Origin of the sequence: Rhizobium sp. CB3171 (genome assembly GCF_029714265.1) — a bacterium.
Taxonomy (GTDB): domain Bacteria; phylum Pseudomonadota; class Alphaproteobacteria; order Rhizobiales; family Rhizobiaceae; genus Rhizobium.
Genome location: NZ_CP121653.1, coordinates 1,714,177 through 1,738,471, shown reverse-complemented (window position 1 = coordinate 1,738,471; position 24,295 = coordinate 1,714,177). Strand labels below are relative to the sequence as shown.

Annotated in this window: 21 protein-coding genes; 17 read left to right on the top strand and 4 right to left on the bottom strand. The window is 55.9% G+C overall.

Features of this window, described 5'->3' with window-relative positions; translation table 11 throughout:
- Positions 1–457 precede the first annotated feature (457 nt).
- Positions 458–1,000: a hypothetical protein gene (locus QA648_RS27370; protein ID WP_283051894.1), complete on the top strand. Its 543-nt coding sequence runs from the start codon at positions 458–460 to the stop codon at positions 998–1,000.
- A 2-nt stretch (positions 1,001–1,002) separates the two neighbouring features.
- Positions 1,003–1,503, top strand: a complete 501-nt coding sequence (locus QA648_RS27365) for a hypothetical protein (RefSeq protein WP_283051893.1) — start codon at positions 1,003–1,005, stop codon at positions 1,501–1,503.
- A gap of 259 nt (positions 1,504–1,762) precedes the next feature.
- On the opposite strand, the gene QA648_RS27360 is transcribed toward QA648_RS27365, so the two are convergent.
- Complete coding sequence (locus tag QA648_RS27360; protein ID WP_283051892.1) at positions 1,763–3,316, bottom strand: hypothetical protein; 1,554 nt, start codon at positions 3,314–3,316, stop codon at positions 1,763–1,765.
- A 390-nt stretch (positions 3,317–3,706) separates the two neighbouring features.
- Here QA648_RS27360 and QA648_RS27355 point away from each other — a divergent pair, with 390 nt between their 5' ends.
- Positions 3,707–4,822, top strand: coding sequence for an SIR2 family protein (locus tag QA648_RS27355; protein WP_283051891.1), 1,116 nt, complete (start codon positions 3,707–3,709; stop codon positions 4,820–4,822).
- A gap of 13 nt (positions 4,823–4,835) precedes the next feature.
- On the top strand, positions 4,836–6,680 hold the full coding sequence (locus tag QA648_RS27350; protein WP_283051890.1) for an ATP-binding protein: 1,845 nt from the start codon (positions 4,836–4,838) through the stop codon (positions 6,678–6,680).
- 190 nt (positions 6,681–6,870) lie between these two features.
- On the opposite strand, the gene QA648_RS27345 is transcribed toward QA648_RS27350, so the two are convergent.
- Positions 6,871–7,080 (bottom strand): hypothetical protein, encoded by a 210-nt coding sequence (locus QA648_RS27345; protein ID WP_283051889.1) that lies wholly within the window; start codon positions 7,078–7,080, stop codon positions 6,871–6,873.
- A gap of 172 nt (positions 7,081–7,252) precedes the next feature.
- Here QA648_RS27345 and QA648_RS27340 point away from each other — a divergent pair, with 172 nt between their 5' ends.
- Positions 7,253–7,807, top strand: a complete 555-nt coding sequence (locus QA648_RS27340) for a PIN domain-containing protein (protein WP_283051887.1) — start codon at positions 7,253–7,255, stop codon at positions 7,805–7,807.
- Positions 7,808–8,327: 520 nt separating this feature from the next.
- The gene (locus QA648_RS27335; RefSeq protein WP_283051885.1) at positions 8,328–9,212 is read left to right on the top strand and encodes a hypothetical protein; all 885 of its coding nucleotides are present in this window, start codon (positions 8,328–8,330) and stop codon (positions 9,210–9,212) included.
- Between the two features lie 243 nt (positions 9,213–9,455).
- Here the strand turns inward: QA648_RS27335 and QA648_RS27330 are convergent, their stop codons facing one another.
- A complete protein-coding gene (locus QA648_RS27330) occupies positions 9,456–10,013 on the bottom strand; it encodes a hypothetical protein (protein ID WP_283051884.1) in 558 nt (185 codons plus the stop codon).
- A gap of 81 nt (positions 10,014–10,094) precedes the next feature.
- Here QA648_RS27330 and QA648_RS27325 point away from each other — a divergent pair, with 81 nt between their 5' ends.
- Both QA648_RS27325 and QA648_RS27320 read left to right on the top strand, forming a co-directional pair.
- Positions 10,095–10,631: a DUF6650 family protein gene (locus tag QA648_RS27325; protein ID WP_283051882.1), complete on the top strand. Its 537-nt coding sequence runs from the start codon at positions 10,095–10,097 to the stop codon at positions 10,629–10,631.
- A gap of 55 nt (positions 10,632–10,686) precedes the next feature.
- Positions 10,687–11,952: a hypothetical protein gene (locus QA648_RS27320; protein WP_283051880.1), complete on the top strand. Its 1,266-nt coding sequence runs from the start codon at positions 10,687–10,689 to the stop codon at positions 11,950–11,952.
- Between the two features lie 92 nt (positions 11,953–12,044).
- Here QA648_RS27320 and QA648_RS27315 read toward each other — a convergent pair whose 3' ends face one another.
- The gene (locus QA648_RS27315) at positions 12,045–12,419 is read right to left on the bottom strand and encodes a hypothetical protein (RefSeq protein ID WP_283051878.1); all 375 of its coding nucleotides are present in this window, start codon (positions 12,417–12,419) and stop codon (positions 12,045–12,047) included.
- A gap of 269 nt (positions 12,420–12,688) precedes the next feature.
- Between QA648_RS27315 and QA648_RS27310 the strand changes: the two genes are divergently transcribed.
- From QA648_RS27310 to QA648_RS27270, 9 genes are all read left to right on the top strand, one after another.
- Positions 12,689–14,026, top strand: a complete 1,338-nt coding sequence (locus QA648_RS27310; RefSeq protein WP_283046984.1) for an ISNCY family transposase — start codon at positions 12,689–12,691, stop codon at positions 14,024–14,026.
- 335 nt (positions 14,027–14,361) lie between these two features.
- Positions 14,362–15,699, top strand: a complete 1,338-nt coding sequence (locus QA648_RS27305) for an ISNCY family transposase (protein ID WP_283046984.1) — start codon at positions 14,362–14,364, stop codon at positions 15,697–15,699.
- Positions 15,700–16,305: 606 nt separating this feature from the next.
- Positions 16,306–17,298: an MsnO8 family LLM class oxidoreductase gene (locus QA648_RS27300; RefSeq protein WP_260304279.1), complete on the top strand. Its 993-nt coding sequence runs from the start codon at positions 16,306–16,308 to the stop codon at positions 17,296–17,298.
- Between the two features lie 23 nt (positions 17,299–17,321).
- Positions 17,322–18,671, top strand: a complete 1,350-nt coding sequence (locus tag QA648_RS27295; RefSeq protein ID WP_283051877.1) for an LLM class flavin-dependent oxidoreductase — start codon at positions 17,322–17,324, stop codon at positions 18,669–18,671.
- An 18-nt stretch (positions 18,672–18,689) separates the two neighbouring features.
- On the top strand, positions 18,690–19,877 hold the full coding sequence (locus QA648_RS27290; protein WP_283054283.1) for a M20 aminoacylase family protein: 1,188 nt from the start codon (positions 18,690–18,692) through the stop codon (positions 19,875–19,877).
- A 25-nt stretch (positions 19,878–19,902) separates the two neighbouring features.
- Entirely contained in the window at positions 19,903–20,427 is a 525-nt protein-coding gene (locus QA648_RS27285) for a GNAT family N-acetyltransferase (protein ID WP_283051876.1), read from the top strand.
- 39 nt (positions 20,428–20,466) lie between these two features.
- Positions 20,467–22,245 carry an amino acid ABC transporter permease/ATP-binding protein gene (locus QA648_RS27280; RefSeq protein WP_283051874.1) on the top strand — a complete coding sequence of 593 codons (1,779 nt, stop codon included), beginning with the start codon at positions 20,467–20,469 and terminating at the stop codon, positions 22,243–22,245.
- A gap of 75 nt (positions 22,246–22,320) precedes the next feature.
- The gene (locus QA648_RS27275) at positions 22,321–23,265 is read left to right on the top strand and encodes an ABC transporter substrate-binding protein (RefSeq protein WP_260304276.1); all 945 of its coding nucleotides are present in this window, start codon (positions 22,321–22,323) and stop codon (positions 23,263–23,265) included.
- A 79-nt stretch (positions 23,266–23,344) separates the two neighbouring features.
- Positions 23,345–24,286, top strand: a complete 942-nt coding sequence (locus QA648_RS27270) for an ABC transporter substrate-binding protein (protein ID WP_283051873.1) — start codon at positions 23,345–23,347, stop codon at positions 24,284–24,286.
- Positions 24,287–24,295 lie beyond the last annotated feature (9 nt).

Here is a 24,295-nt window from a genome sequence, read left to right as displayed (position 1 = left end):
GGGAACGCGCCCGGTGTGGTGTGGGATATCAGGGGCGGCTCCAATCACTTTCCATCAATTAGGTTCCGATTAAGTCTGCATCGATACCGCCATCAGCCAAGCATCTGTGATACATCGCAAATGCAATCTGGCTATCGGGCATAAATTTTCCGCTTGAAGAACTAGGGACATTCGACGAACGAGTAGCGCTGGCCCCGACTTTGAGGCCCTAATGCCCACCAGGGCGGCGCGTTGGAGATTGTTTCTCGTTGAGCTTCTGTTCTCTTGGGAGAGCTGAACGGTCATCCGGCGGCCGCGCTCTTGCGGCAATTGTTTCTTTCTCCCGAACATTCAATCTGGAAATGTGCGGCCCGGATCACCGAAGAGCCATTCGAATAAACGACTCGCCCGTCGGAGGGAATTGACGGCAGCATTTTATTGGTCATTCTTGGTTGTAGATTCTCTTATGGCGACATCAATGAATAAAACAACCGATCCCTCCTCGGCGAAATCGAAAACAGAAGTCGCGTATAGTAAGTTCAAGGTAATGTGCGCCCGCTGGATTTCTTTGATCGCTTGCTTTATTGGAGCCTCGATTTGGCTCGCAATCGCTTTGGGAGTCGCGATGCCCGATAAGTGGTTTACGTCCAATTTTTCAGACGTGAGCCTGGAGTTTTTGAGTGACCGCCATTACCTCCTGATTGCGTTCCTCCTTTTTGTCGATCTCGGAATTGACATCGTTGTACTGGGACACGAGCCCCTTGCAAGAACGATGATGACAAAAATGGGGTTTCTGAGCCTTTTTTTGGTGGTTGCCGCGATGGTCATTCCGGCCGCAGCGGGCATCGATGATGCCCATTTCCTTAACGAACGTCATGTGTTAGTGTTCGAGATCGAAATTATCTTGTTAGTGGCCTTCAAGTTTCTTATGTACAAGGCCTCTCATCCACGATTAGGGAACCATCAGGTTCAGCAAAAGTTAACCGCCGTACGGGTAGAAACGCTGAATACCGAGGGATAAAAATGGTCACTTTGGTTGCAGTTTTGATCATGCTGGTTGCCTGGGGAGCCCTGGCGCTCTATGCGCGGCTACGAATGAAAGCAATCGAGGAAGCCCGTCGCGCGACGGACGGCCGGGTCGTCAAGGCGCGTTCAGCACACGCTTCTCGTGCAAACAAAAAAATAAGCGAAGATCACGACGTTTTCGTGCCGTATGCATTGGAGACCGAGGAAGGCGTCATCGATACCACCGCCAAGTACATTGGTATTGTTGCCGGAAAATCGTGCGAAAAATACGGTATCCGAGACGGTTCGATTTTCTTGGGCGACGTCATCGAGGGAAACCTCGAAATTAATGCAGGCGACTTCGTAGTTGTGAACGGAGAAGCGGACCAATCGAACGTAGGTGAACGAATTCGCAGGGTTGAGCGAGTAAACGACGCCACTGTTGAATTCGTTGATCACCGGTCCCGCCCGAAGGATGAGGTAATTGCCAAGATTACCCATATCTTGGCAGCGGCGTGAGCGTCGATCCAGATCGCTGTTGCGATTCCAATCATGAGTGGGCGGTAGGAACAATCTCGCGGGCTCTGCCATCAGCACTTTACCGAGTTGCATCCCAGATGATCAGGTCATCATCTCGAACGATCGAACGATGTCGGCGCGAGAGTTCAGGACCCACCAAAAATAACGTGCTTACAGCGAGTTGTCCGACGCCATTGTTGGCGGCCAAACCGACGAACATAGGACTTGCGCCATAGACAATGCATTTGGGTCGAAGCCCTTATGACACGCGGTTCAGTTTGAATTGCTTTTCTGTCGTACGACCGAGGCAATCAGTGATATTGCCGAAGCCCATTGCAATCCCGACGCTCTTATCCATCGCGCGATCATAATCTGCTTCCCATTGTCGGGTGTCGACATCGTGCGTGCGCACCATGTGGCAATCGAGTTCCACGGGAGAACCTAAAACGACCGTAAGTTGGTCGTCGGCAGTGGTGATCGAGATGACCGGGCGCTTGACGAGTGAATAGAAGACGAAGCTGGCGAGCGAAACCGTCGCGTAATAGATAACCTCCTCGATAAGCGGAGTAACACCTTCAAGCTGACCGAACGCACACGTTAAGGATTCGCACTTAATCGTGTCGCAGAACACTTCGATATCGCTTTTTCGGCCAAGTACTTCCTGAAGCGCAACCTGAAAGTTGGAGTTGCTAATCCTGGTTAATTCTCCACAGATTTTGGCGAGCTTCTCCCAATATCGAGGATTCTCGATCTTTTCCTCAAAAGCGCCTGCCAGAATCTTGGATCCTCTTGCCCAAATCTGAACGTCGAGATCGCCCTTAGCCATCCACGTGCGACAAATGGCGTAGTTTTCGATTTCGCTGATAGGTGCCGCCTTCTCTGGGTCGATTTTGGCGGTGAACTGCATGCCCGTTTGGGGCGACCAGAGGATGTCGAAAAAGGGAGCGGCAAAGCGCAGCCGTCCGAGGCATTCTGCATAGCGGGCCAGACCAGAGGAGTAAACCTCAGCGGACATAATGACAGGGGGGCTGCCGTTGCTGTCGCGAAATCGGAGTTCAACTATCTCTTGAGCGATCGGCTCGAATTGGACTGTACCGCGACTAGTCGTAATCAGTGGTTGCGAGGCAGGAATTCCGAACCGTGACGGCGTGAACGATAGCGCATCGACTTTGAGACCGTTATCGAGGCCAAGAAATGCTCGCACAATCTCCTCCTCGGTGTGCTCGCTGAAGGTGATAGTCCCGGTACCGGTACCATGCTCAAACCCCAAACTCTTATAGAGTCGAACTTTCTGAGCACTGTAGTCATCGCCAATTGCCGCGACTGTTTCCTCCATCCACTCCAACAGGTCATTGGTGTGATCGTCAGCCATGCAAAATGTCATCGTCATCTTCGAGTGGTTCAGCGGCCGCCCGATTGACTCCGCCTGCCTCACTGACCGCAGGCTTTCGGTCATCAACGCTTTCCAAATATGGATGGCGTAGATGCGCCTAAGACCGTTCGCCGGAGCATGAAAAAGGACTACAAACCACGGACTTTTGTGTTGGGCGGCTTTCAGAGCATTCGACAAAATGATCTGAGTTTTCGCTGTCCGGCCCCCTGTCGCTTTCGTTTGGACATACGCATGTCTCGCAACTTCTTGAGCGTCGGCGGGACCATTGCTTTCCCTCGTCGGGAACTCAACAAGGTGGTCCCAACCGGACTCGTCTTCGGTGACATCTTGGCAAAGCACCCCGGCATCGGCGCAAAGCTGGCCGAAGGAATGCTCACCGCTGCGTCCGATTCTCGGTCGCCTTTTGGGTTGGGATTTCATTGCTGAAACTCGCGTGGCGGTAGATATTGCTTTCTGCAAAATGGGTAGCACCAAACCGAACCTGCAGAAACTCGCGCCGCTCGAAAGTAACAGCTTATATTAATCGACGGCGCGAAATTATATCTAGTTCATAGGTCGGAAATCAGTATCAGCTCGATGTGCCGTGAACCAATCATGCTCAAAGGTATCTGCGGATGTCCTTGCTCGCATCGCAAACCATACATCAATCTATCGATGCGCGATTGCCCCTCCGGACTGCCAGATCTCATCAAAAAAGCCACCTGCCGCAGTAATGGTCGAAGTGCAACGGTCTATCTGTAATCTATAATTGCATTTCGCTTTGAAGGTGTTAGCGTCAAGGTATCGTACACTCGCATCACGAGAACCACCTTGGCCAAGATTAATCGCAACGAAATATTCGACAAAAACCTAAACTTCTTGATTGGCTCCGGTGCATCTTACGGTCTTCTTCCGACGCTTGCTCTGAAAATCAAAGATTCCACTAGTGGAGAGGCGCACACGATAGAAACCCTTGCTACAAAGTTCGAGAGTGCGCCAAACATCAAGGCATTGGTGTTCTCCTGGTATGCGAAAAACGTAATAAGTCCAGCGGCGGCATTCTCTGTCTACGATCCCGATGGATTTACCGACCCTCAAGGCGCGGTTCTCGATAATTACGAGAAATTCCTGAGAACACTGCTTTCCTTTCTTGCAAAGAAAGGGGAACACAATCGCGCGAATGTCTTCACTACGAACTACGACGGTCTAATTGCGCATGTATCGGAAGTCATGCAGCGAAACGGCCAGCCAGACTTCATATTAAATGATGGAGGTTCCGGCTTCATCAAACGCAGCCTCTCCGCGCGGAACTTCAATCGATACATAAGAGATCAAGGCGCGTTCGATCGGCACAGCAAAAGCGTGCCCCAGATCAACCTTCTTCAACTGCATGGGTCCGTCTACTGGTACAAGGATAGTCCCGACAACATCGAGATTTCCTACGATTTGCAGCGGTCGATCGAACGAATGGCTGCGGTTCCCAACATCGGCAGCAGTGAATTCGAAGCACTGATCGATGAACCCGGTAAGAACGACGAAGATATTATACCTGACAAATTTTCTGTTTCTAAAGAGGCGATCGAGCAGTTCTGGGCACACTATGATCGACTCCCCATCGTCAATCCAACTAAATGGAAATTTTACGAAACTGTGTTTGAGGAGCATTATTATCAAATATTGCGTCTGTTGAGCTATGAGCTTGAAAAGACAAATACAATATTCATTACTTTCGGCTTTTCCTTCGCCGACGAACATATTTTGAATCTCGTCAAACGTTCTCTATCTAATCCAACTCTCAAGGTATTTGCTTGCTGCTTCGACGACGCTGAACGGAATTTATTCCTCAAGAAGTTCGAAGGCTTTGCAAACGTCGAGTTGGTCAGCGTAGATGGAAAATTGGATTTCGAGGCATTCAACGATCAAGTGTTTTCGGCCGAAAATCTTTAGAAGAGACCAGCTCATGACGATTGTTGTAGGGTCTGTAATTGCGGTCGTGGGCATTGAGGTCACAATACGCGCCTATGAAAATTCGAACGTGGAGACTCATTTCTTCAAAGGACAGCGCTTTAAAGGCGTTTCTATTCGCGAATTCATTGCGATCGAGCACGGGTTCCGAGACGTCGTATGTATAATCGAGGGCGAATACCTGGATGAGCGCAATTCGGAATACGATGGGATGCAGCAGACGTATGTCCGGAAGCTGAAGGCCAGACCTGTTGGCTACTTCGACGGCGAGCAATTTAAAGAGGGTATCAAATTCCTTCCCAAGATCGAAGACCAAGCTCGGCTCCTCTCAGAAGAGGAAATCGCGCGGATATTTGAGAGTAAGTCTGCAAAAGACTTTGTAATTGGATCGCTTTTGAAAGAAGGCATCGAAATTTCTCTACCTTGGGAGCGGGTATTTAACGCACACCTTGGCATATTTGGAAATACTGGCAGTGGGAAGTCAAATACACTGGCGAAGATATACACGGTATTGTTTGAAAATAAGCTGCATAGTATTGGAGGTAAGAGTAAATTTATCTTTTTGGATTTCAACGGCGAGTACACATCGAATCAATTCGCAGACGAAAACAAAAAGACCGTCATAAAGCTTTCAACCAAGGCGAACGCCGGGGCGAAATTTCACCTTCTCGATGATGAGTTTTGGGACGCCGAGACGCTAGGAATCCTGTTTCAGGCAACTCCCAACACTCAGAAGCCCTTTCTAAAGCGGGTTGTCTCAGGTCGGGCCAAGTTCCGGACGGTTCAAGATAGCTTGAAACGCTTCGTAGCAGCCACCTTTAAGAACGTCTTGCGTTCGAAGGAGCCCAAGCCCGAGGCATTGGAACTTCTGAAGTCCCTCGCCAGAAATCTCGGTATCACTGGAAGCATTGCCGATGCGCTCAACATGGTTTCTTTGCGCAAGGGCCAAAATATCGATTCATTTCATGTACTCCTGGCGGACGGCGCATGGAAGTTTCTAAGCAATGATGATGCATTTTATAAGGAGGCCTTTGGCGACCCTATTGACGCGCTGCCATCGATAAATGCGGCTGGGTTCCAAGAACTCCTGGTTAGAGCGGACCTGCAGATAATTCGCGACGTTTTACATGGCTCGGCGCAGTATGATCATATCCATCCTCTGCTGCGTCGTATTGAGGCCATGAAGGATGATCTCGCAAAGGTCCTGGAGGTTTCAACGGTCTTGCCGCCACGTAAGACGATAACCGTCATCTCGCTTCGTGATACTAAGCAGGAAATTAAAAAAATCCTTCCGATCTTGATCGCGAAGCATATTTACGAGGAGCATAAAGCGAAGGTTCAGTCGCCACCGGACTCAACGGTCCATCTAGTCATTGATGAAGCGCACAATATCTTGTCACGAGAATCATCACGAGAGGCGGAAAGCTGGAAAGATTATCGCCTCGAATTGTTCGAGGAGATAATCAAGGAAGGCCGAAAGTTCGGCATGTTCATCACGCTCGCAAGTCAGCGTCCAGCAGATATATCACCAACGATTATATCGCAGTTGCACAACTTCTTCATTCATCGACTGGTGAATGATCGGGACCTGCAACTTCTTGAAAATACCATTTCGACGCTCGACAACATCTCTCGTGCGCAAATACCAAGCCTCCCACAGGGGGCTTGCGTCGTCACGGGTTCGAGTTTTGATATTCCCATGTTGGTTCAAGTCGGCAAACTTGCTGACAACCAGCGTCCCGATAGTCGTGACGTGGATTTGGAAGCACTGTGGGCTGGTGTTGACCACAGCGTCGGTTCCTCGGATTGCGAACCAAGGCCGTTTCGTCCGCAAACATAGGTGGTAAGATTGGGATCGTTTATTCGCGTGGCTCGCCCGGGATATTCCCGGAGCTTGGACAAGTTCACGGTAATTGGCCACATTAGGATCTCGCCTCATTTTCCCTAGCGCCCTCGATTGGACGGGGCAGGCGTCGAAACGATACCCTCGACTGTCTGACTGAAGAAGCAAGCTGCGGCGCTGGGTTCGTTCAGTCGTCCCGGTCTTGGATCGGACCACCACGGCTCAAAAGTTTCCGTGCTTCATCTGAAACTTGAAGAGGCTGTAATTCGATGAGGAATTCTTCTTTATCTAATTGAACAACAAGCTTTTTCGATGCGCGCAGCCGCTCGATGAAGGAGCGCAGAACTGCGTCCTCCTTGTCAATTACAAGGAATTCCTTAGCGATCCGGCGGGTCAAGATGTCTTCCAAGCCTCTGTGAGTTGACGTTAGTGCGTGGATCCAGGGAGTCAACTTACAACTCTGATGTTCGAAGGCCCTTGAGGAGCTTTGCGGTAAAACGATCTCGACAATTAAGGAAATATTAATGATCGGCTCGCAGTTTTTCATCGCCTACTAATGGAGGCGATCGATGAGGCGAAGCTTTCTAGTCGATACCTGCGTGATTTCTGAGACCCGGTTCCAAGAGCCTGACCCAGGAGTAAGGGACTTCCTGGCGGCGAACGAATTCTTCATTCCGGCTGTTGTGCTGATCGAAATTCAGCAAGGTATAATGGAGCTATGTGCTACCAACCCCTCAAAGGCGGTTGCGCTATCCGCGTGGTATCAGCAACTCTTCTCCGCCGAGTTGCCCATCTTGCCACTGGGGAGGGAAGTTGCAGAGGTGTTGGGGACGCTGGTCAGCGACAAACGGCTTCAGAATCTCTGCATCGCAAATCCCCGAAAAAAGCGACCGCGATTGGGCCTCGACTTGCACATCGCAGCTTTTGCTCTGGCTTACAGGCTGCCTATCGCAACCCACAATATCGCAGATTTCTGCGCCGTGAATGCGTGCTATCCGCTCCCTGGAATTTACAGCCCAAGAGAAGATCGATGGTATGCGGCGATGGAGCCGCTACAGTATCCGGAAGGCAACTCGGAAGAACTGACTGGCGTCGGGCATGGGTTGGTACAGTCCTCCCGATAAAGAAGCGGTTCCGGAGGTGTCTGCTGTTTTGATATCATGCGCGATATCCGAAAGTGTAAACCTTTAGTCTGCCGAACCGCGTTGGCCTTCATTCCAGCGGGGTCAGATAAGCCGGTGTTGGATCTGATATGCCGCAAGCAGACACTCTGTCGTCAGGGCGAGTTGTCGTCGGTGGCATCTCTTGGCTTGGCCTTCGGCCTCCGTGGCGAGCGGGCTTTTGGTGATCTTGGATGGCGAGAGGTGAAAATCTCTGAAAACTCGGAAAGCAAGAGTCCGTTTTCATTGGAACCCTTTCCCTCATCAACCACATTTGTCGTCTCTGTCACTGGGGCTCTTACATGGTCGCCTTTAAGTCGGTTAGACGGGTGGTCGCTTGGGTGATCCGGTGCTGGTCAGGCAATTGAGGGGAGTTGCTGGGGCCTAGCGGGGCAAACCAAATCATCAGCTTGTCACTCCTTTGCGTTCCGCTTATGTTCCGGTGGTGGAAGGCAATGAGGTGTGACGAGGGAGAAAACTGCCAATGTCAGGCGCGTTGGATGCTGAGGCGGTAAGCTATTCGCCCCGAGTGGCAACGTTTCGTGCATCGATGATTGCGCAAATTCCAAGAGCACCGCGTAACAGGGTATCTTTGGCATTGCTGCAATCTATGCCGACAAGGGAGCTAATCTTTCGGTTCGTAACGTGGCGTATGCGGTTGGTGACAGCTAAGCCTCGAACGGTCACGCTATGGGCGGGCGGCGTGACACAAGCGCAACTTCAAGACCTATTGCCAGAGCTTCAACCTCTTTTAGAAGGAGTTGAGCGTGGTGAGGACCTTACGCCATACCTATCCAATCTCGTTGAAAATAAAGGGGTTATTCTTCCGGGAGCAAATCCGTCTGACAAAGGCAAAGACCTAGATTCGATACTTATCCGAAACGGTCTTCACCATTTTCATGTAGGGGCAGCAGGGCCTGGAAATCGCGTAGAGCGCAGCAATCGGCTCATCTTTGCTGAAGTATTGGAGGCCGAGTTCAGAATCGTTGCCATTTCCGACCATGGGGCCTTCGTTCAGGGCTCGCCTGAACAGCAAAGATTTTTTTCGATAAGCCGTAGCTACGTTGAAAAGGATATGGCTCCCGATAGCTTCTATATGATGAATCCCGTGATGTCGTCCGGTCACAGTATGGTCGTCACCATGTTTGGTCTTCAGTGCGAGAAGGAAATTGAGAGGCTTGACCCACTGCTGGACGACGCAGAATTTGTTGATAGCCTTTATAACGGACAGCCCATTTTTAGGGGGGATACGCAAATATTTCGCCCCCGAAACCCGAAATTCTCTTGGCATTTTGATAATCTAAAACTCGGGATTCTGGACAGGAAAACTAAAGTTTTCTTTTGCATATTTCCATTCTTTGACCGCTAGCCAACGGGCACCGTGCCAATCTAGTGAGATTGTACTCGGATGCTTAAAAGGATGCCCTGAGCCTCAAGCAGCGAGGTGAAGAGCCGCATGGCCTCCTCAACGCTACTGCACGATAATACCATATGGCTGCTGACCTCGCCATCGAGCTGGATTCCGAGCATCACCTGACTGCGACACTGCGGATAAAATCAATGGCTGCCTACGAGTAAGACCACCCAGGCAGCCGGTTAAATTCAAGAATCCCTATATTTGTCGTGCATGACCCTGATATTGCCCATCGATCTGTCGTTCGAACAAAACGCCCTCCTGATCGTGAAGGACGGCAGCGAGGTCACCGTTTAGAGCCAGCTGAAAGCGACCAATCTCGGTAGCATCCGGCCGATGTGCCAGATGTGCATGAATGGTGATTGTGTAGTCGCCTGGCTTGAATTCAAAATCGTCCTCTAACACCGACATGACGAAATGGTGATTGGCCGCCATCCCTGTCTTGCTCACGTAGACCCCGCTGCCGGGGGTAAGTTTGTCCGTCTCGCCGTAGCCCCAGAAACTGAACATACGTTCCATCCCATCAAAACGGAGCTTAGCATGCATGCCTTCTACGATCTGCCCGCGCGCCGATGTACTGTAAAGCAGTGTGCGCAAGAAAACTTTCGGCGTCGTCTTGGGGACCTGATCAAAGCCGAAAAAGATGATGGTCGGCGTTGTCATCGCAATCTGACCGCGCTGCAGCTGCGTAATCCACAGCGTGATGAGGGATACCACCAACGAAACCAGTGAAATCCCGATGCCGACTATTGCCATCTGTTTCTGTCCGCGTGATTCTACTTGAAGTTACAATACGCTAACGAAGAGACACGCGTCGACCATGAAAGGTATCTGGACATGCTGATCCGCGCCAAGGACATGCTGATGCGGCTAACTGGGTTTTCAACGCCGATATTCTGGGTTTCGTGGAGCCCGCCGTCTTCCGATCGGGACGCAGTTCGCAAGTTCCTCGCCTTTCTGGAGGATCGACGGGCCTTATTCAATCCGATGTCGGCGGAGGTCGAGGACCATGTCGTAGCATCTATTCACACAATCCGAGAGGAGTGCGTGAAAGCGGTCGGAGCTGTCAACGACAAGGCACCTGCTGCCGAACATATTCGGGCAATCGGTGCAGCCTGCCGCCGATTTCTCGATGAGCCATATCCGACATTCGACGACATCATGGAAAGGCAGCGTGATCCCTATTTCGAAAGAGAACAGCGTCATGGCCGACTACGTCACGGCACTCATCCGGCAGCGTTCTTTACTGCTCTAGGCGAATTCAGAGCTTTTGTGGGGATGCGCGTGGCAGCGCTATCGAGTGCCTACGATATTGATATACGTGGTGATCTTACCGGGATCGTGCCGCCAACGCTCGCTGATGCTGAAATTTAGCATTGAGGTACAAACTTCAAGACGGCATCCTATGCCGCCATTACTAAGGTGCTCGATGAAAGTTTTTTGGTCTTGGCAGTCCGACACTCCTGGAAAGACCGGACGGCACTTTGTCCGGCAGGCACTGGAAGACGCTGTTGCGCGCCTCAACACACCCAAAAACATAGAGGAGCCCTTGGAGCGCGAGGTCGAGCTTGATCATGATCGAAAAAACGTGCCTGGCAGTCCCGATTTGGCGGCACTGATTTTCGGCAAAATCGAGAGTTCCGATGTGGTTGTCGCCGATGTCACTCCAGTCGTAACCATTGAAAGGACACCAACGAAAGAGGACAAAAGATCGGAAAAGGGAATAATGAATCCCAACGTTGCCGTCGAACTCGGCTATGCACTGCGCGCACTGAAAAGCGAAGACGTGTTGATGGTGCTCAATGTACATTATGGCGATCGACATTCGCTTCCGTTCGATCTGACGCATAAAGTTGGCCCGATCATGTACGACCTCCCTCCGGACGCTGATGCTTCTACGATCAAAACAGAGCAAAAGAAGTTGGCGCAACGCTTCTACGAGAGCCTGAGGCCATATCTCAAGAAGCCGGTTGCGACACCCGAACGCCCTCTATTTCAAGCGGCTGATCCTACCTTCACAAAGGCAATTTATTTTGGGATGGCTGAGCCGATAGCGCAAAATCCGAATGGCCCTGACCTCTTTGCAGGATTTGCTGCCACTGGGCGTGGTCTCTTTCTGCGGGTTATCCCCGTGTACGCTCAGGATCATGAATATTCCACATCGGAGATTCTTCAAAAAATCCGTAGCGCTGACCTTCGAGCGTTTGGCGTGAGGAGTGCACCAGCTATTGCCACCGCAAACAAATTTGGTCCGATAGTGCTCACCATGCCCCAAGGCGACAGCGTTATCACGGGGCTCACCCAGGTGTTCAGATCTGGCGAAATATGGGGCTATACACCTTGGTTCCTTAGGCACGAGGACGAGAAGTTCATTCCTGTAATGGCTCAGGAGACAGCACTGCACCACGCCCTAAAGCAATATGTTCGCTTCCTGCAAGACACATTGAACATTAGGCCGCCTTACAGGGTAATTGCGGGCTTGGTTGGCGCAGAAGGGTATTCCCTGCGTCACGATGATTTTCCCGACACCAAATTCGGCCCTATTTACGACCCCGAGCGAGAGCGCGAAGTTCTCCTCGCATCGACCGAACTCGCAGCGATCCACGAGGCGCTGAAGCTCATCTTTCAAGACTTGTTTCGCCTTGCAGGGCACGATCGGCCGACAATCATTCCATATCCCTGGAACCAACATTAATCCGGTCGATTGTGGCGCGACCTTTGGCGCGAATCGGCGATAGCTTTGGCACTGCAAAACTGAATGTGTCAGCTTTCCGATTTGTGCTAAATCTAACGATCATTGGCCGCCTCTTGGACATTGCAGTTTCGTAACTCCACTGCAAGGCCGTGAAGCTCCAACAGCCACTCAGTTGGTTCCTCGGCTGCCAGTATGACGGCATAAAACGTCGCGCGGGCGATATCGTGTTCAGAAGCCCACGGATGACGCTTGCGAACGGCTTCGCACAATTGCGCTGGCCGGATACCAGGTCGAGCAAGCCGGGAGACTTCTTCAGCAATTGACCGCAGCTCGTCCATAGATTTGGCCCTCAATCGTGCGCTCCATAAGATACCACTGTGAAACGATACATAGAAGCTTTGGGGCCAAAGCGCAAAAATCGAGAATATCGGAATTCCGGTGGCAAATTTCGCCACCGGCCACAGCATCTAAAAACCGGTTTCTGTTGCCATCTGATATTGCGCGCTTTGCCATCCGATTTTGCGCGCCACACAAAGGTCGCCGCGCCGCGCCACAAAGTGCCGCAAATCCAGGGTTTTCGGTGTGGACGCATAGCTAGTTTCCGTCCACAAACGACAACTTATTGATATTATTACGTGAATCTGAATTTTGCGCGGGTAAGGCCCGGCGGTTTCAGGTATACTTTGGGCTCATGCCACTGATTCCGAAGCACAATCTGCAACCGCCGGAGCCGACAATGCGCCAAGAACGCACCGTCCAAGCCAGTATATTCGATGTTTTCGCTACGCACGAGATCGGCCACGAACTGAAGGCGATGTCGCAGTGGCTGGACGAGCATCACGATCTGTTTGGCTTGGTGGGTCGGGATCTGGGTCGGCACGGTGTCAAGCCCACCGGACGGCAAGGGCTGCCGGCCGAGGCAGTGCTGCGTTGCGCATTGCTCAAGCAATACCGGCAGCTGAGCTACCAGGAACTGGCGTTCCATCTCGAGGACTCCGCATCGTTTCGGGCCTTTGCGCGTCTGCCGTGGTCATGGAGCCCGCAAAAGTCAGTGCTGCAAAAGACGATCAGCGCGATCCGACCCGAGACCTGGGAAGCGATCAATCGGGCGCTGCTGTCGAGCGCTCGGCAGGCGAAGCTGGAGGACGGCACGGTCGTGCGGCTGGACAGTACAGTGACCTCAGCACTCATACACGAACCGAGCGACAGCAGCCTGCTGTGGGATGCCGTGCGGGTCATGGTGCGCCTGCTGAAGAAGGCAGATACCTTGGTCGGCGCCGGCCTGGCATGGCGCGATCATTGCCGCGCGGCCAAGAAGCGTGCCCGCAAAATCCAGTTCACACGCGGTCAGCCCAATCGGGCCCGGCTCTACCGTGAGCTGATCGCGATCGCCCGCGCGACCTTGGCATATCTGAAGCAGGCAACCGAGCGACTGGGCGTGGCGAGCAATCCGCTCGTCCAACTCTGGCAGGCCCAGGTTTGCCGCTATCGACCGCTGATCGAACGCATCATCAAACAGAGCGAGCGGCGAGTACTGGCGGGAGAGAAGCTGCCGGCGGGCGAGAAGCTGGTAAGCCTGTTCGAACCCCATGCCGATATCATCGTCAAAGGTAGCCGCGAGACCGAATACGGCCACAAGCTCAACCTGACCACCGGCAGAAGCGGCATGATCCTCGATCTCGTGATCGAGGCGGGTAATCCGCCCGACAGCGAGCGGCTGCTGCCAATGCTGGAGCGCCACATCGCCGTCTATGGACACGCGCCGCGGCAGGCGGCGGCCGACGGCGGCTTTGCCAGTCGCGGCAACCTGGCCACAGCCAAGACCTGGGGCGTTCGCGACATGGCATTCCACAAAAAAGCTGGCCTCAAGGTCGAGGACATGGTCAGAAGCAATTGGGTCTATCGCAAGCTGCGCAACTTCCGCGCCGGTATCGAAGCCGGAATATCATGCCTCAAGCGTGCCTACGGCTTGGCACGCTGCACCTGGCGGGGCCTTGACCACTTCAAGACCTACGTCTGGTCCTCCGTTGTGGCTTACAACCTCGTCCTCTTCACCCGCCTCAAACCGACCTGAACTCCGACTAGCTTTTGGAATTACGCCGTCGCTACCAATGCCGGCCTTCATGGCGTACGCCTCAGCGCCGCCAACTGTATACTGTCCAACAACAAGCGCCCATGATCCTGTCGGTCGCCCTAAACTACTCTCTCCTCCAAGCACAAGCCCTTGTAAACGCGCCGAAATACGTATGTTTGTGGACGGAAACTAGCTAGTTTCCGTCCACAAACGACAACTTATTGATATTATTACGTGAATCTGAATTTTGCGCGGGTAAGGCCCGGCGGTTTCAGGTATACTTTGGGCTCATGCCACTGATTCCGAAGCACAATCTGCAACCGCCGGAGCCGACAATGCGCCAAGAACGCACCGTCCAAGCCAGTATATTCGATGTTTTCGCTACGCACGAGATCGGCCACGAACTGAAGGCGATGTCGCAGTGGCTGGACGAGCATCACGATCTGTTTGGCTTGGTAGGTCGGGATCTGGGTCGGCACGGTGTCAAGCCCACCGGACGGCAAGGGCTGCCGGCCGAGGCAGTGCTGCGTTGCGCATTGCTCAAGCAATACCGGCAGCTGAGCTACCAGGAACTGGCGTTCCATCTCGAGGACTCCGCATCGTTTCGGGCCTTTGCGCGTCTGCCGTGGTCATGGAGCCCGCAAAAGTCAGTGCTGCAAAAGACGATCAGCGCGATCCGACCCGAGACCTGGGAAGCGATCAATCGGGCGCTGCTGTCGAGCGCTCGGCAGGCGAAGCTGGAGGACGGCACGGTCGTGCGGCTGGACAGTACAGTGACCTCAGCACTCATACACGAACCGAGCGACAGCAGCCTGCTGTGGGATGCCGTGCGGGTCATGGTGCGCCTGCTGAAGAAGGCAGATACCTTGGTCGGCGCCGGCCTGGCATGGCGCGATCATTGCCGCGCGGCCAAGAAGCGTGCCCGCAAAATCCAGTTCACACGCGGTCAGCCCAATCGGGCCCGGCTCTACCGTGAGCTGATCGCGATCGCCCGCGCGACCTTGGCATATCTGAAGCAGGCAACCGAGCGACTGGGCGTGGCGAGCAATCCGCTCGTCCAACTCTGGCAGGCCCAGGTTTGCCGCTATCGACCGCTGATCGAACGCATCATCAAACAGAGCGAGCGGCGAGTACTGGCGGGAGAGAAGCTGCCGGCGGGCGAGAAGCTGGTAAGCCTGTTCGAACCCCATGCCGATATCATCGTCAAAGGTAGCCGCGAGACCGAATACGGCCACAAGCTCAACCTGACCACCGGCAGAAGCGGCATGATCCTCGATCTCGTGATCGAGGCGGGTAATCCGCCCGACAGCGAGCGGCTGCTGCCAATGCTGGAGCGCCACATCGCCGTCTATGGACACGCGCCGCGGCAGGCGGCGGCCGACGGCGGCTTTGCCAGTCGCGGCAACCTGGCCACAGCCAAGACCTGGGGCGTTCGCGACATGGCATTCCACAAAAAAGCTGGCCTCAAGGTCGAGGACATGGTCAGAAGCAATTGGGTCTATCGCAAGCTGCGCAACTTCCGCGCCGGTATCGAAGCCGGAATATCATGCCTCAAGCGTGCCTACGGCTTGGCACGCTGCACCTGGCGGGGCCTTGACCACTTCAAGACCTACGTCTGGTCCTCCGTTGTGGCTTACAACCTCGTCCTCTTCACCCGCCTCAAACCGACCTGAACTCCGACTAGCTTTTGGAATTACGCCGTCGCTACCAATGCCGGCCTTCATGGCGTACGCCTCAGCGCCGCCAACTGTATACTGTCCAACAACAAGCGCCCATGATCCTGTCGGTCGCCCTAAACTACTCTCTCCTCCAAGCACAAGCCCTTGTAAACGCGCCGAAATACGTATGTTTGTGGACGGAAACTAGCTAGCGCGAATTTGAAAACAAAGCGCCCCTTGTGGACGCAGATCAACGCGGTGGCATCAACAAATGCTCATCTGGGCTGTCAGGTTTTCATTGAAAGCATGCTGAACGCGGCAGATTTCGAACCTCTGACCTTTTGAATCGGTAAACACGGTCAACCTCTTCCAATCATGTGACAGTACGTTCCGTTCGCGCGGCCATTTTGCGCCTGTGACATTTTTTACGGCACAAGTTGTCGCCTAACCCCGGGTCAGGTGACATTTGTTACCGCCCCATCCAAGGCGCGCATGCTTTGCAACTTATTTCCCCACTTTGCCGCGCGAAGAGAAAGCCGTTTCTTATAATACATTTAATCTACGTATTTTATAGATTATAGGGCCGCGCCAAAACGCCGGCACGATAATCGGATGATCCATATGTCCTATCTTTTAAGCCTTCTCGACAAAAGCCCTATCGACGCCGGTAAAAATGCCACGGATGCGTTACGGTCGACCGCCAGACTGGCGGTTCGAGCCGAGGAGCTTGGCTATCATCGTTTCTGGGTGGCCGAGCACCATAATATGGCGAACTTGGCGAGCTCCGCGCCGGAGGCGCTGATTGGCTATTTGCTCGCCAAGACATCGAAGATCCGCATCGGCTCCGGCGGCGTGATGCTGCAGCATTATAGCGCCTACAAGGTGGCGGAGACCTTTAATCTGCTTTCCTCGCTAGGGCCTGGCCGGGTCGACCTCGGCGTCGGAAAAGCGCCGGGCGGCTTTCCGCTATCGACGCGGGCGCTGCAGGCAGCGGTCGATCCCGAGCGCAAGCCGAGCTTTGCCGATCAACTTGCCGACATCAACGCTTATCTCTCAGGCGAATCCTCGGCGGATACCGCCGTTGCCACGCCGCTTCCTGCGGTCGCTCCCGAACGCTATTTGCTCGGTGCCTCCGTCGACAGCGCCAAGCTGGCAGCCGAGAAGGGCTGGGAGCTGGTCTTTGCCGGCCATCTGAATGGCGATCCCGAAAATCTTCGCAAGACCTTCGAAGCCTATGAGGCGGCGAGCGGCGGCAAGAGCCCGATCTTGGCCCTGGCGGCCTTTGCCGCCGAGAGCGAGGAGCAGGCGCGCGCACGTGTCGGCGATCTCCGCATCGTCAAGATCTTCCTTCCCAATGGTCAGACGATCAATGTCGGCAGTGAGGAACAAGCGGCCGAATTCGCCCGCCAGGCTGGCGTCACTGATTACCGGACCGAGGAGAAGGTGCCGAGCGTGCTGCACGGCACGGCAGCGCAGATCCGCAATGAGCTGGACGAACTGCATCGCCGCTACGGCGTCAAGGAATTCATTCTCGACACACCGGCGCTGACGGCTGCCGAGCGCCTTTCCTCCATCGAGCTGCTCGCCAAGGAGCGGCTCTCCCTCGTCGCTTGATAATACTGAAGAGGATTGCACCCATGGCTCAGAAACACGTCACGTTCGGCATCATGCTACAGGGTCCCGGCGGCCACATGAACGCCTGGAAACATCCGAGCGGTCCGGCCGATGCCAGCGTCAATTTCGGCTTCTTTGTCGATACGGCACGCAAGGCGGAAGAGGCCGGCATCGCCTTCGCTTTCGTCGCCGACGGTCTCTACATCAACGAGCAGTCGATCCCGCATTTCCTCAACCGCTTCGAGCCGATCTCGATCCTCTCGGCGCTTGCCGCTTCCACCTCGAAGATCGGCCTCGTCGGGACGGTTTCGACCTCCTATAGCGATCCCTTTACCATCGCGCGGCAATTCGGCTCGCTTGATCTGATCAGCGGCGGTAGGGCAGGGTGGAATGCGGTGACCTCGCCGCTAGAAGGCTCAGGTCGCAACTACAGTCGCGAGCATCCCGAACACGAGCTGCGCTACGAGATCGCCGACGAATATCTGGACGTCATCAAGGGCCTGTGGGATTCCTGGGATGACGACGCCTTCATCCGCAATCGCGAAACCGGCGTCTTTGCGGACAAGACCAAGCTGCGGCGGCTGAACCATAAGGGTCGCTTCTTCCGCGTCGAAGGACCTTTGAATATCGGCCGTTCCAAGCAGGGCCAGCCGGTCGTCTTCCAGGCGGGCGCCTCGGACTCGGGCATCCGGCTCGCCGGTAGGCATGCCGACGCCGTCTTCACCAATGGCGGGCCGATCGAGGAGGCGCAGGCCTTCTATCGCCAGCTCAAGGACAGCGTGATCGCACACGGGCGGTCGGCTGCGGCGGTCGGCATCTATCCCGGCATCGGCCCGATCGTCGGCGCGACGAAGGAAGAGGCGGAAGCGAAATATCAGGCAATCCGCAATCTCGTTACCATCGAAGAGGCGCTGCTCTATCTCGGTCGCTTCTTCGATCATCATGATTTCAGCGTCTATCCCCTGGACGAGCCTTTCCCCGATCTCGGCGATATCGGGCGCAACAATTTCCGCGCGACCACGGACCGCATCAAGAAGACGGCGCGCGAGAAGGGGCTGACGCTGCGCGAAGTCGCGCTCGATTCCGCAACGCCTCGCACCGCTTTCATCGGCACGGCGGACCATATCGCCGGCGAGATCATCCGCTGGGTGGACCAGGGGGCCGCCGATGGCTTCATTCTCGGCTTCCCGGTGATCGCCGAAGGCTTCGACGACTTCGCCCGATACGTCCTGCCGATCCTGACCGCGCGCGGCTATTTCGACCCCGTGCTGAAGGGCTCGACGCTGCGTGATCATCTGGGGCTGCCCTATCGCGAGAGCCGCTATGCGCAGGCCAAGGACGAAGTCGAACAAGGAAGGGCGATCCGTGCCTGAGGCATGGTCGACGCTGCCATGAACGTCATCACCCAGCATCATCGACCGACTGATGATATCGAGAAGGGGATAGCCTCCTTTATCGACGAGATCATCGCTCTCCGTCATGATCTGCATCGCTATCCGGAGCTTGCTTTCCAGGAGCGGCGGACCAGCAAGATCGTCGCCTCCCTGCTTTCTTCCTGGGGCTACGAGGTGACGACCGGTGTTGGGGGCACTGGCGTCGTCGCAACCCTTCGGGGCGGCGACGGCGGCAGGCGCATCGGCATTCGGGCCGACATGGACGCCCTGCCGATCGAAGAGGCCACGGATCTTCCCTATGCCAGCGACAATCCAGGCGTCATGCATGCCTGTGGCCATGACGGGCACATGTCGATCCTGCTCGCCGCGGCGCGTTACCTCTCTGAATCCAAAGATTTTTCCGGTGTGCTGACGTTGATCTTCCAGCCGGCCGAAGAGATCGGTGCCGGCGCCCGCAAGATGATTTCCGACGGGCTTTTCGAACGATTTCCAGTCGACGCCGTTTTCGGCCTGCACAATTGGCCGGGCGTACCATCGGGTCAGTTCGGTTTCGTCGCCGATGCGGCCATGGCCTCGGTCGATCAGGCCGTGATCCGTATCGTCGGCAAAGGTGGTCATGGGGCTGAACCGCAAAAGGCGGTCGATCCGGTATTGGCATCTGCCGCCTTCATCACGGCTTTGCAGAGTGTCGTGGCGCGCAATATCGATCCCCAGGATATGGCGGTCGTCACCGTCGGCTCGATCCATGGCGGCTCGGCCTCGAACGTGATCCCGGAAAGCGTGGAGCTGAAGCTGACCATGCGTGCCTTCAGCGAGGCGGTGCGCCAGCAACTGCAGGAGCGTATTCCCGCACTTGCCCGCGCCCAGGCTGAAAGTTTCGGTGCGCAGGCGGATGTGAAGTATCGCCTCGGCTTTCCGGCGTTGGTCAATCATCGCGAAGAAACGGCCTTCGCCCGCGCAGTGGCGCTGGAGGCCTTCGGCGAGGGGCGGATCGTGCAGAATTTCCGGCCGCGCACGGCAAGCGAGGATTTTGCCTTCATGCTGCAGGCGCAGCCCGGCAGCTATCTCTTCGTTGGCAACGGCGACACCGCCCCTCTCCACAGCGCCCAATACGATTTCAACGACGCGATCATCGCGCCCGCCGCCCGCTACTGGGTGCGGCTGGTCGAGACCTTCCTTTCATGATGACGACAACAGGACGGCTGATGAGATGAGTGACAGCTTTCTCTACACGACCCCTCTCGACCCACGCGCAAAGCCGCTGATCGATGAGCTGATCCATGAATATGACAGCCGCTACGGCACCTATTTCAGCGCCGAGGGTGCGGCGGCGGAGCTCAACCGCTATCCGCCGGAAGCCTTCGCGCCGCCCGATGGCAATTTCGTGCTTTTGATCCGCGATGGCGAAACCATCGGCGGCGGTGCGTTCAAGCGCTATGACGAGCGCACTGCCGAATTCAAGCGCATCTGGACCCGCCATGATCTGCGCCGGCAAGGGCTGGCGCGCAAGGTCCTGATCGAGCTGGAAGAGCAGGCAGCCCGCCAGGGCTATTCCCGCATCTACCTGACCACGGGTTTCCGCCAGCCGGAGGCGGTCGGCCTCTATCTCAACTATGGCTACACCGCCCTGTTCGACCAGGCTGTCGATCCCGAAATCCACCGGACCCTCCCCTTCGAAAAAGATGTCAGCCATCTGGCCGAACCGGAGCTGCGCGTGGCCGGCGGCAACAGGTGAAAACGGTCACGGACCGATAATCCATAAAAGGGAAACATCATGGCACTGACGACAGATTTCGCGGGCATTGCTCCCGGCAACAGGGTCGCCGATCAAAAGCAGGATTATTCCCGCTATCGCATCGTTCCGGCCCGCCATCCCGGCCGTGTGGCGGGAACCATTTTCGCTGCCCTTGTCATCGCCGCCGTGCTCTATTCCACCTTCACCAATCCGCGCTGGGGTTGGAGCGTCTTCGCGCAATGGTTCTTCGCCGAGCCCGTTCTCGCCGGTCTCGGCAGGACGTTGCTTCTGACGGTGCTTGCCGCGATTTCGGGCTCGATCCTCGGCACGGCGCTGGCGCTTGCCCGCGTTTCCAAGTCGCCGCTACTGTCAGGCCTTTCCTGGGGCTATATCTGGCTGCTGAGATCGATCCCGATGATCGTGTTGCTGCTGGTGCTGAACAATCTCGGTTATCTCTACGAGACGATCAAGATCGGTATTCCCTTCACCGATACGGTCTTTATCGACTATCCGACGGTGCAGCTATTGACGCCTTTTGCTGCCGCCTTCCTGGGTTTGACGCTCAACCAGTCGGCCTTCTTCGCGGAGATCGTGCGCGGTGGCATCCTTTCCGTCGATCAGGGACAACTTGAGGCGGCCTCGGCTCTGGGCTTGTCGCGCCGCCGGCAAGCCTTCCGTATCATCCTGCCGCAGGCCATGCGCTCCATCCTGCCGACCGGCTTCAACGAGATCATCGGATTGGCAAAGAGCACTTCCGTGGTCTATGTGCTCGCCCTGCCGGAACTCTTCTATACGGTGCAGGTCATCTATCGCCGCAACCTCGAAGTCATCCCGCTGCTGATGGTCGCGACCGTCTGGTATCTGGTCATCATGACGGTGCTGTCGATCGCGCAGCACTATATCGAGCGCTATTTCTCGAAAGGCGCGGTGCGCAACCCGACGCCGCTTCCCTTCCAAGCCTTCTTCGAACGGTTCCGCCGTCCGCTGCCAGCTTTGGACGTCTCGACGGATGCCGCGCTGCGGCCCGGCGTCATCGACGTGGCAAGCTTCCGGGCGGCCGGAGGGGCAGTGCGCATTCACGGCATTTCGAAAAGCTTCGGTGCGCTGAAGGTGCTCGACAATATCGAACTCAGCCTTTCGCCCGGCAGTGTGACCGCTATCCTTGGCCCGTCCGGCTCCGGCAAGTCGACGCTCCTGCGTGCCATCAACCATCTGGAGCGCGTCGATAGCGGCTTCATCTCCATCGACGGCAATCTGATCGGCTACAGCCAGAAGGGCGACACGCTCTACGAACTCAAGGAGAAGGATATTCTGAGGAGCCGCGCCGATATCGGCATGGTGTTTCAGAGCTTCAATCTCTTTCCGCATCTGACCGTGCTCGAAAATCTCATCGAGGCGCCGATCCAGGTGCGGGGCATTAGCCGCGAGGATGCCGTGCAATTGGCGCAGGAACTGCTTGCTCGCGTCGGCCTCAGCGACAAGATCAACGCCTATCCGCGCCAGCTTTCCGGCGGCCAGCAGCAGCGCGTCGCGATCGCCCGCGCGCTCGCTCTCCGCCCCAAGGTGCTGCTTTTCGACGAGCCGACGTCCGCACTCGATCCGGAACTGGTCGGCGAGGTGCTCGACGTTATCAAGGAGCTCGCCCGCACCGGCACGACGCTCGTCATCGTCACCCATGAGATCGGCTTTGCCCGCGAGGTGGCCGATACGGTGGTCTTCATGGAAAGCGGCCACATTCTCGAGGCCGGCCCGCCGGCCCGCATCTTCAACGAAGCGGAACATCCACGCACCCGCGAGTTCCTGGCAAAAGTTCTCTAGCGAAAACCCGGCCCCTTCGCGAGAGGAAGAAAGTAAACGCAAATACAACCATAGAGAGAAAAAGAGGTAAGCTACATGACTATCTTCAAGACAACGAAATCTCTGGTGGCAGGCATTGTCGCCGTAGCCGCCATCGGCCTCGGCTCTGCACATGCGGCGGAAAAATTCAATCTGAGCCCGGATACGTCAAACCGCGTCCGCGCGGAGAAGGACGATGCGGCGATCAAGGCCATCGCGTCCAGTTTCAAATTCGTCAACCCCGGCAAGTTCACCGTGGCAATCAACCCCTGGGATCCGCCGGTTTCGACCTATGCCACGGATGCCAAGACGGTGGTCGGCACCGATCCAGAGATCGCACAGTTGCTCGCAGATTCGCTCGGTCTTGAGCTCGACCTCGTGCCGGTTGCCTGGGAGGATTGGCCGCTCGGCGTCTCCTCCGGCAAGTATGATGCCGTCATCAGCAATGTGACGGTCACCGAGGAACGCAAGGAGAAGTTCGATTTCTCCACCTATCGCAGAGATGTGCTCGGCTTCTACGTCAAATCCGATAGCAAGATCACCGCGATCAAGGACCCGAAGGACGTTGCCGGCCTCAAGGTCATCACCGGCGCCGGCACCAACCAGGAAAAGATCATCCTGGAATGGGATCGGGAGAATGTCGCCGCCGGGCTGAAGCCGATCGAGGTGCAATACTACGATGACCGTGCCGCAGCCGATCTGGCGATCCAGTCTGGCCGCGCCGATGTCGAGTTCAACCCGAACGCCACGCTCGCCTATAGCGCATCCATCAAGGGCGCGACCAAACTGGTCGGGACCGTTAGTGGGGGCTGGCCGGTGTCGGCGGAGATCGCGGTGACGACGCGCAAGGGTGCCGGTCTCGCAGATGCGGTCACCATCGCGCTCAACGACCTGATCAAGGACGGCAAATATGGCGAGGTGCTGAAGCGCTGGAGCCTTAGCTCCGAGGCGGTCGAGAAGTCGCAGACCAATCCGCCCGGCCTGCCGAAAAGCGGCTCGTAATCGTCTCTCGAACGCAAGACGGCCGGCTCGCTCGCGCGAAGCCGGCCATTCATGAAGATAGGATATGGAGAAGGCTCCCATGACAGGTATACCGGCCATCCGGGCATGTTCATTCGCCTTGATGATGACGGCGCTGGCGTCCTTCGGCGCGGCCCGTGCCGATGATCTAACCTTCGACTTGAGCCCCGAGCAACCGGGCCGCATTCACGTCGGACGGGACGAGATCGCGGTCGCCGCTATCCCTATGGATTTCAAGTTCGTCACGCCAGGCACGTTCACGGTTGCCGTCGCACCCGGCGGGCCGCCGCTTGCCACCTATGCGACGGATGCCAAGACCGTGGTCGGCGCCGATCCGGATATCGCCTATGCTATTGCCGATAGCCTCGGACTGAAGCTGGAACTGGTGCCGGTCGCATGGATCGATTGGCCGCTGGGTCTTACCTCGGGCAAATACGACGCCGTCATCTCCAATGTCGGCGTTACCGAGCAGCGCAAGGAGAAGTTCGATTTCTCCACCTATCGCCAGGGCCTGCACGGCATCTATGTCAAGTCGGACAGCAAGATCGGCTCGATCAAGGAGCCGAAGGATGCGGCCGGTCTCAGGTTCATCGTCGGCGCCGGCACCAATCAGGAGCGCATCCTGCTCGAATGGAGCAAGGAGAACGTGGCGGCCGGGCTGAAGCCGCTGGAGCTGCAATATTACGACGACGATGCCGCAAGCCTGCTGGCCCTGGCGTCTGGCCGCGCCGATGTGATCGTGCAACCGCATGCGCAGCTCGTCTACATCGCCGCCCGCGACAAGAACATCAAAAGCGTCGGTACGCTGAGCGCCGGCTGGCCGGATCGCTCGGACGTGGCGGTGACGACGCGCAAGGGCAGCGGCTTGGCCAATGCACTGACCGTTGCCGCCAACGACCTGATCGCTACCGGCACCTACGGAAAGATTCTCGATCATTGGCATCTGGCGGAAGAAGCCTTGCCGAAGTCGGAAACCAATCCGCCCGGCCTGCCGAAATATTGATCGCCCGAC

Coding starts and splice junctions, on each gene's coding strand:
- QA648_RS27330 (WP_283051884.1), bottom strand. CDS start 10,013: ATGGCAATAGTCGGCATCGGGATTTCACTGGTTTCGTTGGTGGTATCC.
- QA648_RS27285 (WP_283051876.1), top strand. CDS start 19,903: ATGAGTGACAGCTTTCTCTACACGACCCCTCTCGACCCACGCGCAAAG.
- QA648_RS27335 (WP_283051885.1), top strand. CDS start 8,328: ATGTCAGGCGCGTTGGATGCTGAGGCGGTAAGCTATTCGCCCCGAGTG.
- QA648_RS27320 (WP_283051880.1), top strand. CDS start 10,687: ATGAAAGTTTTTTGGTCTTGGCAGTCCGACACTCCTGGAAAGACCGGA.
- QA648_RS27315 (WP_283051878.1), bottom strand. CDS start 12,419: ATGCTGTGGCCGGTGGCGAAATTTGCCACCGGAATTCCGATATTCTCG.
- QA648_RS27300 (WP_260304279.1), top strand. CDS start 16,306: ATGTCCTATCTTTTAAGCCTTCTCGACAAAAGCCCTATCGACGCCGGT.
- QA648_RS27340 (WP_283051887.1), top strand. CDS start 7,253: ATGAGGCGAAGCTTTCTAGTCGATACCTGCGTGATTTCTGAGACCCGG.
- QA648_RS27275 (WP_260304276.1), top strand. CDS start 22,321: ATGACTATCTTCAAGACAACGAAATCTCTGGTGGCAGGCATTGTCGCC.
- QA648_RS27370 (WP_283051894.1), top strand. CDS start 458: ATGAATAAAACAACCGATCCCTCCTCGGCGAAATCGAAAACAGAAGTC.
- QA648_RS27305 (WP_283046984.1), top strand. CDS start 14,362: ATGCGCCAAGAACGCACCGTCCAAGCCAGTATATTCGATGTTTTCGCT.
- QA648_RS27290 (WP_283054283.1), top strand. CDS start 18,690: ATGAACGTCATCACCCAGCATCATCGACCGACTGATGATATCGAGAAG.
- QA648_RS27360 (WP_283051892.1), bottom strand. CDS start 3,316: ATGAAATCCCAACCCAAAAGGCGACCGAGAATCGGACGCAGCGGTGAG.
- QA648_RS27310 (WP_283046984.1), top strand. CDS start 12,689: ATGCGCCAAGAACGCACCGTCCAAGCCAGTATATTCGATGTTTTCGCT.
- QA648_RS27270 (WP_283051873.1), top strand. CDS start 23,345: ATGACAGGTATACCGGCCATCCGGGCATGTTCATTCGCCTTGATGATG.
- QA648_RS27325 (WP_283051882.1), top strand. CDS start 10,095: ATGCTGATCCGCGCCAAGGACATGCTGATGCGGCTAACTGGGTTTTCA.
- QA648_RS27280 (WP_283051874.1), top strand. CDS start 20,467: ATGGCACTGACGACAGATTTCGCGGGCATTGCTCCCGGCAACAGGGTC.
- QA648_RS27350 (WP_283051890.1), top strand. CDS start 4,836: ATGACGATTGTTGTAGGGTCTGTAATTGCGGTCGTGGGCATTGAGGTC.
- QA648_RS27295 (WP_283051877.1), top strand. CDS start 17,322: ATGGCTCAGAAACACGTCACGTTCGGCATCATGCTACAGGGTCCCGGC.
- QA648_RS27365 (WP_283051893.1), top strand. CDS start 1,003: ATGGTCACTTTGGTTGCAGTTTTGATCATGCTGGTTGCCTGGGGAGCC.